Source organism: Sphaerisporangium rufum (genome assembly GCF_016863395.1).
GTDB lineage: Bacteria > Actinomycetota > Actinomycetes > Streptosporangiales > Streptosporangiaceae > Sphaerisporangium > Sphaerisporangium rufum.
In genome coordinates, this window is sequence record NZ_BOOU01000089.1 from 47,403 (window position 1) to 62,484 (window position 15,082).

At 73.7% G+C, this 15,082-nt stretch carries 13 protein-coding genes; 5 read left to right on the forward strand and 8 right to left on the reverse strand.

Features of this window, described 5'->3' with window-relative positions; all coding sequences use genetic code 11:
- Positions 1-23 precede the first annotated feature (23 nt).
- Together Sru01_RS30785 and Sru01_RS30790 are read right to left on the reverse strand one after the other, a co-directional pair.
- Positions 24-1,874 carry a peptidoglycan recognition protein family protein gene (locus Sru01_RS30785; RefSeq protein WP_239137879.1) on the reverse strand — a complete coding sequence of 617 codons (1,851 nt, stop codon included), beginning with the start codon at positions 1,872-1,874 and terminating at the stop codon, positions 24-26.
- Between the two features lie 427 nt (positions 1,875-2,301).
- The gene (locus Sru01_RS30790; RefSeq protein ID WP_239137880.1) at positions 2,302-3,198 is read right to left on the reverse strand and encodes a DUF3152 domain-containing protein; all 897 of its coding nucleotides are present in this window, start codon (positions 3,196-3,198) and stop codon (positions 2,302-2,304) included.
- A gap of 308 nt (positions 3,199-3,506) precedes the next feature.
- On the opposite strand from Sru01_RS30790, the gene Sru01_RS30795 reads away from it, so the two are divergent.
- A complete protein-coding gene (locus Sru01_RS30795) occupies positions 3,507-4,076 on the forward strand; it encodes a DUF6879 family protein (protein WP_203993102.1) in 570 nt (189 codons plus the stop codon).
- A gap of 29 nt (positions 4,077-4,105) precedes the next feature.
- Here Sru01_RS30795 and Sru01_RS30800 read toward each other — a convergent pair whose 3' ends face one another.
- Both Sru01_RS30800 and Sru01_RS30805 read right to left on the reverse strand, forming a co-directional pair.
- A complete protein-coding gene (locus Sru01_RS30800) occupies positions 4,106-4,459 on the reverse strand; it encodes an MmcQ/YjbR family DNA-binding protein (RefSeq protein ID WP_203993103.1) in 354 nt (117 codons plus the stop codon).
- Positions 4,460-4,544: 85 nt separating this feature from the next.
- A complete protein-coding gene (locus tag Sru01_RS30805) occupies positions 4,545-5,513 on the reverse strand; it encodes a ferritin family protein (RefSeq protein WP_203993104.1) in 969 nt (322 codons plus the stop codon).
- Positions 5,514-5,802: 289 nt separating this feature from the next.
- On the opposite strand from Sru01_RS30805, the gene Sru01_RS30810 reads away from it, so the two are divergent.
- Positions 5,803-6,663 carry an aldo/keto reductase gene (locus Sru01_RS30810; RefSeq protein WP_203993105.1) on the forward strand — a complete coding sequence of 287 codons (861 nt, stop codon included), beginning with the start codon at positions 5,803-5,805 and terminating at the stop codon, positions 6,661-6,663.
- 181 nt (positions 6,664-6,844) lie between these two features.
- Entirely contained in the window at positions 6,845-7,615 is a 771-nt protein-coding gene (locus Sru01_RS30815) for a sporulation protein (RefSeq protein ID WP_203993106.1), read from the forward strand.
- Between the two features lie 65 nt (positions 7,616-7,680).
- Here Sru01_RS30815 and Sru01_RS36395 read toward each other — a convergent pair whose 3' ends face one another.
- Positions 7,681-9,486 carry an RICIN domain-containing protein gene (locus tag Sru01_RS36395; RefSeq protein ID WP_203993107.1) on the reverse strand — a complete coding sequence of 602 codons (1,806 nt, stop codon included), beginning with the start codon at positions 9,484-9,486 and terminating at the stop codon, positions 7,681-7,683.
- Between the two features lie 590 nt (positions 9,487-10,076).
- Between Sru01_RS36395 and Sru01_RS30825 the strand changes: the two genes are divergently transcribed.
- Positions 10,077-10,430, forward strand: a complete 354-nt coding sequence (locus Sru01_RS30825) for a peptidase inhibitor family I36 protein (RefSeq protein WP_203993108.1) — start codon at positions 10,077-10,079, stop codon at positions 10,428-10,430.
- Between the two features lie 230 nt (positions 10,431-10,660).
- Here the strand turns inward: Sru01_RS30825 and Sru01_RS30830 are convergent, their stop codons facing one another.
- The 3 genes from Sru01_RS30830 to Sru01_RS30840 form a co-directional block, all read right to left on the reverse strand.
- Entirely contained in the window at positions 10,661-12,532 is a 1,872-nt protein-coding gene (locus tag Sru01_RS30830; protein ID WP_203993109.1) for an HsdM family class I SAM-dependent methyltransferase, read from the reverse strand.
- Between the two features lie 221 nt (positions 12,533-12,753).
- On the reverse strand, positions 12,754-14,022 hold the full coding sequence (locus tag Sru01_RS30835; protein ID WP_203993110.1) for a VWA domain-containing protein: 1,269 nt from the start codon (positions 14,020-14,022) through the stop codon (positions 12,754-12,756).
- Positions 14,023-14,273: 251 nt separating this feature from the next.
- Positions 14,274-14,522, reverse strand: coding sequence for a hypothetical protein (locus Sru01_RS30840; RefSeq protein WP_203993112.1), 249 nt, complete (start codon positions 14,520-14,522; stop codon positions 14,274-14,276).
- Between the two features lie 193 nt (positions 14,523-14,715).
- On the opposite strand from Sru01_RS30840, the gene Sru01_RS30845 reads away from it, so the two are divergent.
- On the forward strand, positions 14,716-15,082 hold a 367-nt coding region (locus Sru01_RS30845), incomplete at its 3' end, for an endo-1,4-beta-xylanase (protein WP_203993114.1).

Genomic DNA, 15,082 nt, shown 5'->3' on the forward strand with positions numbered 1-15,082 from the left:
GCGGGTGCTGCAATTCGCGAGGGTCAGCCCGGCGTGCGGAACGCCGAGGGCAGCACGTCGACGTCGTCCGCCATGACGAACGCCACCCGGTGCCCGAACTGGATCTGGTAGTAGACCGTGTCCCCGCGGATCACCCGGTGCCCGGCGGGGTCGAACGAGGCCGCGTAGTAGTACTCGCCGCGGGTGGCCAGCCCGACGGCGTACCGCTGTCCCGCGCCGATCGCGTACTGCAGCGGCACGATCTTCTGGACCGGGATCCCCTTCGGGTAGGCCGCCGGCTCCGGATACGCCCGGCCGTACACCGGCACCTGGGGCCGGCCCGCGCGAGGGGTCACCACGTACCCGCGGGCGTGCACCGCCGTCGGCCGGTCGGGCGGATTATGGAACCACGCCCGCCGCCCCAGGTACCAGATGGCCGTCCACTCGCCCCGCCGGCCGGCCACCGCGAACTGCTGGCCGGTGGTCGCCCGCGCGCCGTGGTCGTAGACGTCGAAGGTGGACGGGCCGGCCGAGCGCCCGGCGTCCCGCACCAGCGGGGCGTCCTCCCGCGGCTCGGTGCGCAGCCAGACCGAGGCCGAGCCGTGCGGCGGGCAGTCGGTCCCCGCGCCGCCGCACCCGGTGTAGCGCGGCCGGTGGCGCGGGTAGTCCGTCCGGATCGTCACCAGGCCGCCGCCCGCGCCGGCCGTCGCCTCGAACGGGCGGCCCAGCAGCTCGAAGTAGTGCCCCCAGTCCCAGTACGGCCCCGGGTCGGTGTGCATCGTGCGCACGGTCTCCGGCAGCGTGCCGGGCACGTTGTCGTGGCCGAGGATGTGCGCCCGGTCCAGCGGGATGCCGTACCGCCGGGCCAGGTAGCGCACCAGCCGGGCCGAGCTGCGGTACATCGCCTCGGTGTACCACCGGCCGCCGCGGGCCAGGAAGCCCTCGTGCTCGATGCCGATCGACTTGGTGTTGACGTACCAGTTGCCGGCGTGCCAGGCGGCGTCGCCGGTCCGGACGTGCTGGACGACCTGCCCGTCGGCCGAGCGGATCGTGTAGTGCCAGCTCACGTAGGCCGGGTCGCGCACCAGCTTCAGCGTGGTCGCGTAGCTGGCCTCGGTGTCGTGGACGACGATGTAACTGATCCGCTGGCTGCGCGGCCGGTCCGACACGTCGTGGTTGCCGTAGTCGCCGGGCGCGGCCGACAGCCGCTGGTAGGGCGCCGGCACCCACGCGCAGGCCAGCGTGCGCGGGCACTCCGCGGCACCGCGTTCCGGGCGGCCGGCACGTTCCATGTGCGGAGCGATCTCCGGTGCGGCGGGCAGCGAAACCTGCCGGCCGTCGTCGGTGGTCCGGGCCGCCCCCGCCCTGATGACCTCGAACACCTCGCCGGCGAACCGCCGGGCGGTGCCGGCGTCCGGGGCACCGGAGTAGCGCGCCACCGCGCCGTACCAGTCCGCCGGGTCGCCGCTCGCCGGCGCGCCCAGCTCCGCCTGGTGGCGGGCCAGCAGCGCGGCACCGCCGAGCACGTTGGCGTCCGGGTCGCGGCGCAACCGCTCCGGCGCGATCCCGGTCAGCCGGGCCGCCATCGCCACCGTCCCGGCCACCACCGTTCCAGTCGACCGGGTCCCGGCCTGCATCGCTCGGGTCGGCACGGTTCTGGTCGGCACCGTTCCAGCGCCGCCGGTCCGGGGGACCGGGGAACGTCGTCGGCCGCCGCGGTCGTCCTCGGCGTGCCGCCCGGCGGTGTCCGCGCGCGCCGCGGCAGGGTGCCTGGCGGTGTCCGCGCGCGCCGCGGCGATGTCGACCAGGTGCATGGGACCGTAGCCGGCCGCGACGCTCGGCTCCCCGCCGTTGGCGTCCCAGCGCGATTCCAGGTAGGACACCGCGAGCAACACGGCCTCCGGCACCCCGTACCGTGCGGCGGCCTCGCGGAACGCGCGCTGCCGGTCCGCCGATCCGATCGAACCGGGTCGCGGCCGTCCCGGTCGCCGTTGGCCCCCCTGGGCAGGCCGGCCCGCCACGTCATCCGCGCGTGGCTGTCCCGGCGGGAGCCCCAGGCGGGCCGCCGCGATGCTCGGCGACGGCGCCGCCAGCACGGCGGCAAGTACGGTGACCGGAAGTATCCGCATGACCGCCCCCTTCTCCCGCGACCTTCCCCGCGACGGAGGCGGTGCCGCCCGGTGGACCGGCCCGGCGCGACCGCGGCCACCGTCGTGATCATCGTCGCCACCCTATGCCGCCATCACCTGCGATTTCCGTCCTGGGAAACGGGCGTGTCACGGAGTACGGGACGTTCCCGGCAGGCGGCCGCGAGCCCGCCGGTCAGCGCTTCCGGTGCCCCGGGAACGGCCAGGCGTTGGGGCGGCAGCCCTGCAGCGACTTGGTCTGCTGCGTCATGACCGGCGCGCGCCGGCCCGGTCCCGGGCAGGACACGTGGCCGTGGCCGAGCGCGTGCCCCACCTCGTGATTGACGACGTACTCCCGGTAGGCCGCCAGGTCGCCCCGGTACCCCGGCACGGCCTGGCCCCATCGCTTGGCGTTGATGACCGAGCGGCGGCCGTTCCAGCAGGACAGCTCGCCGAAGGTCTGCATCGGCAGGCACTGCCGGTTCGTCATCGCCGGGCTGGACAGCGCGACGCGGAACCGGACCCGGCCGTGGTCCACCCGCTTGAACCGCATTCGCCCGCCCGCGCCCCAGCTGCGCGGGTCGTTCAGGGTACGGTGCACCGCCGCGGCGAACTCCTCGGGATCGAACGGCAGTCCCTTCTCCACCTCGACCATGTACCGCACCACCGGCCCGCGGGCCCCCGCCGGCGGCAGGTCGGTGCCGCCGGCCCGCCGGTACCGGCCCGCGGCCGATTCCGGCACCCGCACCACCGGCGGCTGCCCCTCGTCGGGATCCGGCCCGCCGGTGCCCGACCGGTTCGGCGGCCAGGTGACCCCGCGCGGCGGCGTCACCGGGGTGCTCGGCGGCGTCGACGGCGTCACCGCCGGCTGCGGCGGCGCCGGGGTGACCGGTCCGGCCACCGGGCCGCCCGCCGGCGGCGACCCGGCCCCGGCCGCTTCAGGGGGCGGCGATGCCCCGGTCAGGCCGTCCCCGGGTCCGCCGAGGGCCAGCACCCCGCTCCCGGTCAGCATGACGGCCGCGCTGGCGACCGCGCACAGCAGCACGGCCGGCCGGCCCGGGGGACTGGTACGGGGGATCAGGTTGCGCAACATCGACGGCAGAGCCTATTACCGATCGCCCCCCACCTCACATCGAGCACCCGCCTTACCCCACGCTTCGCCCTGCCTTGCCACGGTCGTGCGCTCCACGAAGGTGGTCCCCCTGGATGCCGCCCGGCTCCACGACATTCTTCGGGTACCGCTCATCTGCTCGTGAAAGGAACGGGAACGGATCGCGGCCCCGGCCCAACGAGCGGTGATCTATGGATCACCGGCTGTATCTTCGGCCGTAGGATCCGCGGTCTCGCTGCTCAGCGTGATGGTCGCGGAGTACATGCGCGCTTCTCGCGAGGAGTGGTGGATTGGCGCGGTCGTTCCGGCCGGAACCAGAGAACGAACTGGGACGATTGTTCCAGGAGTTCAGATATACGGCCTACCGGCTGGAGACCCTCCAGCGGTACGACGTGCCTGCCGAACGCGCCGGCTTCGCCCGCTTCCTCGCCGGCGATACGGCGGACGAGCGCTCCATCGTCGGCGGATGGATCGAGCGGGTGGTCTCCCGAGCCGTCCAGGCCGGCAAGCGCATGCAGCGGGTGCACGTCGTCGAGCTGCCGCTCACCGACTACCTGCGCTTCGAGTTCGCCTGGGGGTACCGCCACTCGGTGCGCGCCGGGGAGGATGTGCGGATCCTCCCGGTCGCCGCGGGAGAGTGGCCGGAGCATCTGCCCCGAAACCTGGACTACTGGCTCTTCGACTCCTGCCACCTGGTCCGGATGCATTATCGGGACGACGGCTCGTTCGCCGGCGCCGAACGGATCCAGGATCCGGTGGACATCGTCCAGGCCGGCCACCTCCGTGACGTGGCGCTGCACTCCGCCGTGCGCTTCGAAGAGTACGCCTCCAGGGAGACGTCTCCGTCGCAGCCGAGGTGACGGCGGAGGCGGTACGCGGGGGTCAGGGATCAGCCCGGTAGGTGGGCCGCGTGCCGGTCGAGGAGGCTCTTGGGGGCGGTGAGACACCAGGCCTCGGTGAGCAGCTCGAACAGCTCGTCCGCCTCGATCTTCGGCAGGTGGACGATGACCCAGCCGAAGCGGCCCGCGGTGAACTGCGGCTCGAACACCTCCGGCCGCTCGGCCACCAGGGCGATCTGCTCGTCGATGGTGGCCTTCAGCCCCACGGTCTCGGTCTTCTCGTACAGGTAGCCGAAGCCCTTGCCCCGCACCTTCAGTCCCACCCACTCGCCACCGCTGTCCCGCTGCTCCACCTCGGGGAGCCGCTCCAGCATGGCCAGCAGTTCGTCAACGCTCACGCCCATGGCAGGTGTCTACCAGGACGCCCCGACATTTCCGGCGGGCGCCCCGATGGCCCCGGCGGGACCGGCCGGACGGCGGGCGGCGGGGTCAGCCGGAGCGGGGGGCGGCGCCGAGGCCGGACAGGACGCGGGAGAAGGCGGCGGCGTGCCGCAGCTCGTCCTGGCCGATCTCGGTCAGCAGGGCGGCGGCGGCCCGGTCGCCGGCGGCGGACGCCTTGCGGGCGTAGCCGGGGTAGGTCCTGGTGCCCTCGTCGGTCTCCCCGGTGATGGCGTCGCGCAGGTTGGCCCGGGTGTCTCCGACCAGGCCGGCCAGCCGCGCCTCCTCGGCGAAGTGCTCGGTCAGCTCCATTCGGGCCGCACGGTCGAACAGTTCGGCGACGTCGCGCCGGCCGGTGGCCCGAGCCCGGTCGGCCCACAGGGTGTACTTGGCCCAGGCGAACGACTCGCCGCGCATCGCGGCCCGCAGGTCGCGCAGCGTCCGGGTCGAGGTCACCTTGGGCCGGCCCGCCGGGATCGCCACCGGCTCCACCTTCGGAAGGGTCGGGACGGTGGCCCCGGACCGGGGTTCGGTGACGGCGCGGAGGGCCTGGCGGAAGTGGTCGCGGTGCCGGGCCTCGTCCGCGCTGATCTCGGTGAACAGCCGGGAGGCCGCCCGGTCACCGGCCGCCTTCGCCCGGGCGGCGAATTCGGGGTACATCACGGTGGCCTCGTAGTCCTCGCCGGCGATGGCGGCCCGCAGGTTGGCGGCGTTGTCGCCGACCAGGCCGATCAGGCCGGCCTGCTCGGTCAGGTGCTCGCGGAACTCGGTCCGGGCGGTCCCCTCGAAGAGCCTGCGGGCCTCCGGCAGGTTCTCCCGCCCGGCCTGTGCCGCGTACGCCAGGTACTTGGCGTGCGCGAGGGCCTCGTCCTGCACGGCCTCGGTGATGTCCCGCCGGGTGGCCGGGTCGATCTCGGCCCGCGGCCGGGTCGCCGTCCCCGCGGCCGTCGCGGCGACGGCCGCGGCGAGGCCGAGCGCGGCGAACCCGGCCCGCCATCCGGTGAACCTTCGGACGTCCATCTCGCCCCCGATCAGCCGATCCCGGTGCGGCGCGTCGGCCCCTCTCGCCGGCCGGTTCGCGCACCCCCGGGTTCCTACCCGCCGGGCGGGGGGCGGACGGCCGTCCGCATCCCAAGATCCGGGCGATCCCCGGCCAAGGCTTCGGCCGGGCCGGCGACCGCGCTGCAGCCCTCGATCGGATGATTTCAAGTGATAAGTCGGCATAAAGCGGGCAAGGGCGTCCGGTGTCGCTTTCGCGCCGCGCGGGGATCCGCCGGCCGGCGGCCCGGATCATCAGTGAGGAGACAACATGCAGACTCGCCGCATCGGCGACGTCGAGGTCGGCGCGATCGGCCTGGGCGGGATGCCCATGTCGATCGAGGGACGCCCGGACGAGCAGCGGTCGATCGCGGCGATCCACGCCGCGCTGGACGCCGGCGTGACCCTGATCGACACGGCGGACGCCTACCACCTGCACGCCGACGACGTGGGCCACAACGAGTCGCTGATCGCCCGCGCGGTGGCGGGCTACGGCGGTGACACCTCCGACGTGCTGATCGCCACCAAGGGCGGGCACCTGCGCCCCGGCGACGGCTCGTGGACGCAGAACGGTGCCCCCGACTACCTCGAGCAGGCGTGCGACGCCTCGCTCAAGCGCCTCGGCGTGGAGGCGATCGGGCTCTACCAGTTCCACCGGCCCGACCCCGAAGTGCCCTACGCCGACTCGATCGGCGCCCTGCGCGACCTGCTGGACGCGGGAAAGATCCGCTTCGCGGGCATCTCCAACGCCGACCCCGGCCAGATCCGGCAGGCGAACGAGATCCTCGGCGGCCGGCTGGTCAGCGTGCAGAACCAGTATTCGCCGGCCTTCCGGTCCAGCGAGCCCGAGCTGGAGCTGTGCGCCGAGATGGGCATCGCCTTCCTGCCGTGGAGCCCGCTCGGCGGCATCAGCCGTGCCGGTGAGCTGGGCTCGCGCTTCGCGGTGTTCGAGGAGGTCGCCAAGGCCCGCGGGGTGAGCCCGCAGCAGGTCTGCCTGGCCTGGATGCTGGCCAAGGCCCCGGTCGTCATCCCGATCCCGGGTTCGTCCCGCCCCGAGACGGCCCGCGACTCGGCGGCGGCCGCCGAGCTGGAGCTGTCCGCCGACGAGCTCGCCCGGCTGGACGCCGCCTGACCGTTCCCGCACGACCCCGTACGACGACCCCGCACGACCAGACCGCGCCCGGAACCGGCCCGCCCGGTCCCGGGCGCGTCGCCGCCCGCCGGGTGGCCCCGGGAAGGCCGCCCGGGCCGGGAACTCCGGACGGCGGGACCGGCGTTGGCAGCGGTGACGGTTCCCCCTGGAGGAGTGATCGATGTTCCGCAAGCTGATGGCCGCGTTCGGTGCCGGCGTCGAGGTCGACACGGTGCTGCGTGATCGGCAGGTCACCCCGGGCAGCACCCTGCATGGCGAGGTGCGCTTCCGCGGCGGTTCGGCCGCGCACCGGGTGGACGAGATCACCATCGACCTCACCGCCGTGGTCGAGGTCGAGTCGGGCGACAGCGAGCACCACCGCACGTTCGGCTTCCAGCGGTCCCGGGTGTCCGGGCCGTTCGAGCTGCCGGCGGGGGAGGCGCGGTCGCTGCCGTTCGCCGTCGCGGTGCCGTGGGAGACACCGGTCAGCGCCGTCGCCGGTCACCCGCTGCCCGGCATGCGGCTCGGCGTCGCCACCGAGCTGTCGCTGGCCGGCGCGCTGGACAAGAGCGACCTGGACCCGCTGTTCGTCGCGCCGCTGCCCGAGCAGGATCACCTGCTGGCCGCGCTGGACCGGATGGGGTTCCGCTTCAAGCGGGCCGACCTGGAGGCCGGCCGGCTGCAGGGGGCCACGCTGCCGTTCTTCCAGGAGATCGAGTACCACGCCGGCCCGGAGTGGCGGCGCCACTTCAACGAGCTGGAGTTGACATTCGTCGCCGGCCCGCACTCGATGGACGTGATCCTGGAGGCCGACAAGCGGGGTGGCTTCCTCACCGCGGGCCGGGACGTCTACAACCGCTTCCGCGTCCCCTACGGCGGCCACCCGGGCGCCGCCGAGCAGGCGCTGCGCGACGGGCTGGCCGCCATGGCCCGGCACCGCGGCTGGTTCTGACCGTCCCGGGGAAAGCGCGCCCCGCGGGCCGCCCGAGATGATCGGGCGGCCCGCCGGGGCGGCCGTCAGATCGGGTTGAGGAACCAGATCTCGTTGTTGGCGAGGACCTGTGCCGGGTCGGTGTTCCCGGTGATGGTCTGCTGGTCCAGGGTGGCGCCGCCGCCGGGCGGGGCGTGCAGCACCTTGCCGCTGTACCGGTTGACCAGGTAGAACGTGCCGTCGGCGAGACGGCGCAGCGTCCATTCCTGGCTGGTGGCGGTGGCGCAGTTCGCCTGCCGGATCTGGATGCCGGCGGACGTGCTCGCCGACACCAGGTCCAGGCACTTGGCGCTGTTGATGTTCACCAGCTTCCAGTACGACCCGCTGGACTGCAGCCGCCACTGCTGGCTGGTGGCCGTGGACGGCCCGTTGTGCACGACCAGCGCCCCGGAGGCGGTCGAGGCGCCGGCGGGTTCGGCGTTGTCGTGGCTGCCGTACCCCTGCAGGTAGTAGACGCTGTTGTTCACCGGCGTGATGCCGCTGACCTGGGTGAAGGTCCACTGCTGGTCGGCGGCGCCGGTGTAGGTCTGCTGGGTGACCGCGGCCGGCCAGGTCCCGGAGGCGGTCAGCGCCAGCCCGGACAGCCAGTCGAAGATGGCGAAGGTGTTCGTGCCGACCGGCAGGTAGGAGAAGCGCATGCCGTCCTGGCCGTTGCAGTTGTACTGCAGCATCGGCGTGCCGGGCGTGGTGCCGCTGTAGGCGCTGTCGGCGCACAGCCGGCTGCCGACGTTGATGAACTGCAGCCCGGTCTCGTAGCCCATCAGCCATTTCTGGCTCGCGGCGCCGCTCGGGGCGCGCTGGCTCAGCTCGGCGAGCGCGCCGTTGTTCACCGGTTCGAGCGCGCCGCCGGTGGAGGCGTTGGTGATGGTGTAGGTATTGCCCACCTTGGGGTGCGGGTCGCTGTCGGCGGTGCCGCCGGCGATGAGGTAGGCGCTGTCGGCGGTGTTCCAGTGGGTCGCCAGGTAGCTGCCCGCGGGCGGGGCGGCGTGGAAGTAGTCGTCACGGTTGCAGTCGGGCAGCCGGCGGTCGTTCCACTGCAGGCAGCTCCATGTCGGGGTGCCGCCGTAGCACATCAGGTCCCACTGATCGAGGCAGTGCCAGCTGCTGTCGCTGTGCGGGGCGCTGTACTGCACCGCGCCGAAGCTGTGCCCGAGCTCGTGGGAGACGGCGTTGGCGCCGAAGCAGTTGGGCGCGGCGTCCACCCGGGAGTAGGCGAGCCCGTTGTTGAGGTTGCCCGACCCGGTGGAGTCGTCGTACTTGATGTCGGAGATGCCGCATACCGAGGTGGCCTCGGTGAGCATGAGGTAGTGCCGGTCGCTGCTGTTGTAGCCGAGGGAGGCCAGCGCCGCCTTGCTGGTGTCGAAGGTGGCCAGCGCCCCGGCCGGGACGACCACGTTGCGCACGACGGCCGCGCAGCCGCCGCTGACCGCCGTGGTGACGTAGCGGATGTGCCGGCTGCGCCCGGCGGTGGCCGCGGCGTCGTTGAACTGGTCGTCGGCGTCGGCCAGCCAGGACCGGAACATGGGCAGGAACTGGGTGTAGCGGTCCGGCATGGACGCCTCGCGCACGTACAGCGCCTCGACGCGCTTGCCGCTGGTGCCGTCGCCGTCACAGGCCACCCGCTGCGGGGAGACCTCGGTCCTGGCGGACCGGCTCGCCGCCGCCGGTGCCGGGCCGGCGCGCTCGCCGAGCCGGGCGCCGGGGAAGGAGTCCGACACGACGCGGTCCGGGCCGTCGTCCGGTGGGACGGCGGCCGCCGCGGGGGAGGCGACCAGGCCGGCCGCGAGGAGGAACCACGCGGCGACCAGGGACAGGTTTCGCCTGAGCTGCATTTCCGATGAACTCCGATCGGTGCGGCCACGCCCTCGATGGGGCGATTCATCAGCAATGATCACCTCCAAACCCGGTAAATCTGATGAATTGTGCTAATTGTCACAGAGGATTGACGGTGGGCTTTTTGTCGGCGTAGGAGGAAGGGCGCCGCGATCGAGCGAGAATACGGAGATGATCAATCTGATTGAAGGGTCACCCGAAAATCGACCGAAACCAAATTGCGGACATATTGCCCGTGGTGCACCGGCCGGCCCGCCATTCGGCCGGGCCGGCCCGCCAGGAGGCGACCGCCCGTCCGGCCGCCGGTCAGAGCCGCCCGCCCGGTCATCCTGGCCCCATATCTGCAGGTGGGCCCGGATCTTCGCCGGTCCGCAGCGGCGACCACGGCCGCCGGCGGGCCGTGCGGAAGAAGGCGGCGGCCGGCGGATTAGCCGGCCCGGCGGCCGGGGATCATCGGTTCGGAAATCCCGGCCCGCCGCCACCGTGGCACGCGGGTGATCGGGGCCGGACCTGCTCGGGGGCTGTTTTGCGGAGAATCGTCACCGGCGCGGCGCTGGCCGCCGCCATGACCTGTTGGATGATGTCCGGAATGGGGCCGGCGAACGCCGGCCCGGACCCCGATGCCGGAAATTCCGGTGAACGCGGAGTTTCCAAGGGATATTTCTGTCTTTACGAGCACGATAATTTCAAAGGCGGGCACTGGTGCATCGGCGCCGGCCGGGACCGGGGCGTGGACCTGCGCGACGAGTCGTGGGCCGGAACCCGCCGCCCGGTGGACAACGGCGCCAGCTCGATGCGGAACACCACCGGCTGCCACGTCTTCCTGTTCGATGGCCCGCGCAAGACCCGCCTCATCTACCACGCCAGGCCGCACTCGGTGGACGCCGACCTCACCGGCAACGGCGCCGACAACCGGGCCAGCTCGCTGCTCATGCTCTGCTGATCCGGCCCGGCGCCGCCACCCGGACCGAGTCGCTTGGCGGGCCCGCACCGCACCGCAGTCCGGCCGCCTCGTACCGCAGTCCGGCCGCCTCGTACCGCAGTCCGGCCGCCTCGTACCGCAGTTCGGCCGTACCGCAGTTCGGCCGTACCGCAGTTCGGCCGCACCGCCGGCCGGGGCCGCCGTACCCGGGCCGCGGTCAGGCCGGCGGCGAGGTCAGGCCTGCGGACCGGTCAGGCCTGCGGCGGGGTCAGCGAGCCGTCGGCGAGGCCGAGGGCGAGCGACGCGGCCGTGGCCCGGCCGGCCGCGTGCGCCTCGCGCAGCGCGGCCTCGAAGGCGAACAGCGCGGCGAAGGCCCGGCCGTACCGGCGTTGCTCGTCCAGCGGCAGCCGCGGCACCTGCGCGCGGCGCGCGTCGAACCGGGTCACCCCCGACTGGGTGCCGCCCGCCGCGGCCGGCAGGCCCCGGACGAAGCCGGCCAGGAAGTACGGGTCCAGCCGCTCGGGGTCGGCGCGCAGCAGGGTCAGCCGCGGGCCCAGCAACGTCCCGGCCTCCCGTGCCACGACGGCCGCCATCTCCCGGTCGCGGCCGGCCACCACCACGTCGCCCGGCTGGATCTCGATCCGGCCGGCCGGGCCGGTCCGCGCGGCCGGCGGCGCGCCCGCCAGCACCTCGGGCCCGGTGAGCACCGGCTCGCCGGTGCCGTCGATCTCATACCGGCCCGAGTGCAGCACCAGCAGCGCGCCGGTGCGTTCCAGCTCCGACAGCGGCACCACCGGCAGTTCGTGGGACGCGCCGGCCCGCACGTCCGGGAGCAGCGCGGGCAGCCGGTCGAGGTGACCGGCGAACTGCGCGCGGGCGGCGGGATAGGTGGACCCCGGCACCCCGCCCGGCGCGCCCACGTAGCGGGCCGGGGTGAGGTCGACGTCCTCGTCGATCAGGTCGATGATCGGCACGGTCCGAGCCTCGCCCGGGTGGTCGAGCGGCCGGTCGGGATCGGCCCGGAACGCCCGCCACCGCTCGCCGGCCGCGGCGAACCCGGCCGGCTCCGCCTCGGCCATCAGCACGCACGACGCCGGACGGCCCTCGCCGGTGGGCCGGCGCAGCACCCACAGGTGCACCGGCAGCCCGGTGCCGGACGCCGCCTTCGGCGGCAGCCCGATCACCGCCTGGACGGCGCCGCGGCGCAGCAGGTTGCCGCGGATGCGCCGCCCGGACCGGCGGCTCGCCGCGATGGCCGGCATCAGCAGCACCGCGACGCCGCCCGGCCGCAGGTGGGTGAGCGCGTGCTGCACCCAGGCCAGCTCCGGCTCCGACTTCGGCGGCAGCCCGTACTCCCAGCGGGGCTCGCCCGCCAGCTCCTCGTAACCCCAGTTGCGGTCGTTGAACGGCGGGTGGCAGACTACCGCGTCCACCGCCAGCCCCGGCCAGGCGTCCTGCCGCAGCGAGTCACCGGCCCGCACCTCGGCGTCCAGGCCGGCCAGGGCCAGCCGGGCCCGGGCCAGCCGGGCCAGCGCGCCGTCCACCTCCTGCCCGTAGGCGCGGTCCACCCCGGCCATGGCGGCGGGTAGCGTGCCGATGCCGCAGGCCGGGTCCAGGACGCTGCGCACGTCCGGGCCGGCCAGCTCCGCCATGAACGCGGCGACCTCCGGCGGGGTCCGGGCCAGCCGGCGGGAGTTGACGTCGGCGTACCGGTCCAGCAGGAACCGCACGGCCGTGTCGGCGCTCCGCTCGGCGGCGTACCCGCGCAGCAGCCGCACGGCCGGTCGCGGCACCAACGCCGGCCGGGCCCGCCCGCGCAGCAGCTCGGCCGCCTCGGCCACCACCTCGCCGAGCATGATGTCGTCGGCGGCCGTCCTGATCTGCTGCCACACCCGCTCCTCGACCGGCAGCGCCGCCACCTTGCCCTGGCCGAGCAGCCAGCTCTCCACCGCGGCCAGCGAGAAGGTCGGGCTGGTCGCCGTGCCGCCCACCGGCAGCGGGAAGTCCTCGTAGCGCCGCCGCCAGTTGCTCACCGCCGCCCGGCCGACCCCGGCCATCCGCGCGATATCGGCCGAGGTGACCGTCCCCTCGTCCCCGCCCATCGCGGCCTCCCGTGTTCCCATGGCCGCGCGGTCTCCCGCCGGCCACGCCCGAGTCGAGGCAAACACTAGTGGACGCCCGCTCCAAGAAGCCGCACATGACGAACAGCCGTGTACCGGGTACACGAACGGTCTCCCATCCACCCGGCGGGCCGCCGGCCGGCTTGGTCGCCGGCACGTCGTCCAGATCGGGCCCGGGAACGTCGTTGAATGGGGAAATCCGGCGATGCCGGTCACCGGGATGATCAGGTGGGCGGGTCGTGGGGGAGGGCGCGGCCGCGCTTGCGGGTGCGCAGGTGCCAGCTGGCCAGCACCTCTTTGAGCACCCGCCCGCGGTGCCGGCGGGCGTCCCGGGCGTACCGGTCGAGCTCGGCGGCCTCGGCGGCCAGCTCGGCGGGGTCGGGTGCCCAGGCGAGCGCGTCCTGCAGGGCGCGCCGGGCGGCGCCGAGCAGTTCCTCGGCCCCCGCCACGTCGTCGCGGCGGATCGCCTCGGCCGCCGCGCGCTTGGCGTCCTGGACGTCCTGGAACAGCCGCTCCGCCCGGACGGCCAGGCCGGGGGGCCGGCCGGTGGCCTCCTCCGGCGGCGCGATGTCGACCTCGACGGGCCGGGTGAGCGTAGCGGTGGCCAGCGTGCCGACGTCCAGGTAGGTGAGCGCCAGCCAGGCCGCGGTGACCGGGCCGGGGGCCGGCAGGCCGGACAGGCCCAGCCGTAGCACCACGGTGCGGCTCTCGTCCTCGTGCAGGTCCCCCAGCGCCACGCTGATCGAGCCGTCCGGCAGGTGGCGGCCGGGCGGGCCGCCGCACAGTTCCGGGCGGGCCGACGCGCTGGAGGAGGTGACGGTCAGCGTGGCCGACTGCGCCACCGTGGCCAGCACGCAGTCGATCTCGTGCGCGATCAGCCGCTCCGCCGCCCCGGCGTCCCCGGCGTGCAGGGCGCTGCCCGCTCCGCCGTCGGCGATGGCCGCCAGCAGTGCCTCGTCGTAGTCCAGGCCGCAGCCCAGGGTGGTGGTCACCACGCCCTGCCGCCGCGCGGCCATCGCGATCTCGCCGAACCGGGCGGGCGAGGTGGCACCGCGGTCGGCGTGCCCGTCCGAGATGAGCAGCAGGGTCGCGCTGCCGCCGGCCGCCGCCCGGTACGCCTCGTGCACGCCGCGCAGCAGCCCGCGCGACAGGTCGGTCGCCCCGCCCGTCCGTAGCCCGGCGACCGCGCGCAGCGCCGCCTCCTTGTCGCCGAGCGGCCCGGCGGGGATCACCACGCGCGCGGTCTCCCCGAAGGTGACCAGGCCGAAGTCGTCGGAGGCGTCGAGCCGCCCGATGAGCGCCCGCAGGGCGGCCCGCACGCCGGCCAGGTGACGTGACATGGACCCGCTGGTGTCCAGCACGACCTGGACGGTCACCGATGGGCGCCGGACGCCGGCCCGCCGCACCGGTGCGGCGATCTTCACCAGTACCGTGATCTCGCCGTCCTGCCCGGCCGGCAGCGCCTCCGGGTCGATATGCGCGGTGAGGTGCATCGCGTCAGGACCGGCGGAGGAGGGGTGCCGGCCATTGGACCGTTCCCTGGACCGTTCCGAAACGAGCGCCCGGAAACAGGGCGGCGTTCGATGCGCCGCGTCCTGGCCGGTGGCGGTGGATCGGTTCGCGATGATCGACCAGGGGCACGGCGGTAAACCTCCCACGCTCGGCGGGCGTCCTGGAAATGCCCGCACCCTGGTCGAACCCGCCGTTCGGTCGGATCTCCCGCGGTGCACGAGCTTCAGTCTCGTCAGTAGAACGCATGTGTATCTCGAACACAAGGCAAATATGGGATCTTGTCTAAACAGAGATCCACGGTATCGCCGGTGGCGGTGGCATGCGGGGAGCCGTGACCGCGGCACATCGGAGATCGACGGCCGGCCGGCGGCGCGGCTGAAATTTTCAGCGCGCCACGCATGTCGGTGATCAGGGCGGGGCGGTGTCGTCGATGGCCGTAGGCCTGCTCGCCACCAGCGGCACACCCGAACTCCATCTGCATTTCTATTCATGATTGACATTTTATTATTCGATTCCCACACTGCTCCCGAGACGGTCGCGGTCTCGCCGTGCCGAAGGCGCGGCGTGGCGGTGCCGTCCACGACGCCCAGGTCTCTCGAGTGTCCGCGATGGCGTGCGGCGTCGGCAGCGCGGTGCGTTCCGCGTTCCCTTCTGCGAGTGATGGAGGCTCAGGTATGGGCGTACATGCCATACCCCCGCCGCGGACCCGGCGCTTCGGCCGGGTGCTGGTGGCCGGGGCGCTCGGTGTGCTCGGTGTGATGTCGGGGCTTGCGGTATCGGCTCCGGCGGGCGCGGCCGCGAGTGCGTTGGGTGCGGCGGCGGCACAGAGTGGCCGGTACTTCGGGACGGCGATCGCGGCGGGGAAACTGGGCGACTCGCAGTACAGCACGATCGCGAACCGCGAGTTCGACATGGTGACGGCCGAGAACGAGATGAAGATCGACGCCACCGAGCCCAACCAGAACCAGTTCAACTTCAGCGCCGGCGATCAGGTCTACAACTGGGCGGTGCAGAACGGTAAGCGGGTCCGCGGGCATACGC

Excerpts from the sequence above, each read along its gene's own strand:
- Sru01_RS30810 (WP_203993105.1), top strand. The coding sequence starts at position 5,803 with ATGCAGACTCGCCGCATCGGCGACGTCGAGGTCGGCGCGATCGGCCTG.
- Sru01_RS30840 (WP_203993112.1), bottom strand. The coding sequence starts at position 14,522 with ATGCAGATGGAGTTCGGGTGTGCCGCTGGTGGCGAGCAGGCCTACGGC.
- Sru01_RS30825 (WP_203993108.1), top strand. The coding sequence starts at position 10,077 with ATGGGGCCGGCGAACGCCGGCCCGGACCCCGATGCCGGAAATTCCGGT.
- Sru01_RS30800 (WP_203993103.1), bottom strand. The coding sequence starts at position 4,459 with ATGGGCGTGAGCGTTGACGAACTGCTGGCCATGCTGGAGCGGCTCCCC.
- Sru01_RS36395 (WP_203993107.1), bottom strand. The coding sequence starts at position 9,486 with ATGCAGCTCAGGCGAAACCTGTCCCTGGTCGCCGCGTGGTTCCTCCTC.
- Sru01_RS30830 (WP_203993109.1), bottom strand. The coding sequence starts at position 12,532 with ATGGGAACACGGGAGGCCGCGATGGGCGGGGACGAGGGGACGGTCACC.
- Sru01_RS30790 (WP_239137880.1), bottom strand. The coding sequence starts at position 3,198 with ATGTTGCGCAACCTGATCCCCCGTACCAGTCCCCCGGGCCGGCCGGCC.
- Sru01_RS30835 (WP_203993110.1), bottom strand. The coding sequence starts at position 14,022 with ATGCACCTCACCGCGCATATCGACCCGGAGGCGCTGCCGGCCGGGCAG.
- Sru01_RS30805 (WP_203993104.1), bottom strand. The coding sequence starts at position 5,513 with ATGGACGTCCGAAGGTTCACCGGATGGCGGGCCGGGTTCGCCGCGCTC.
- Sru01_RS30815 (WP_203993106.1), top strand. The coding sequence starts at position 6,845 with ATGTTCCGCAAGCTGATGGCCGCGTTCGGTGCCGGCGTCGAGGTCGAC.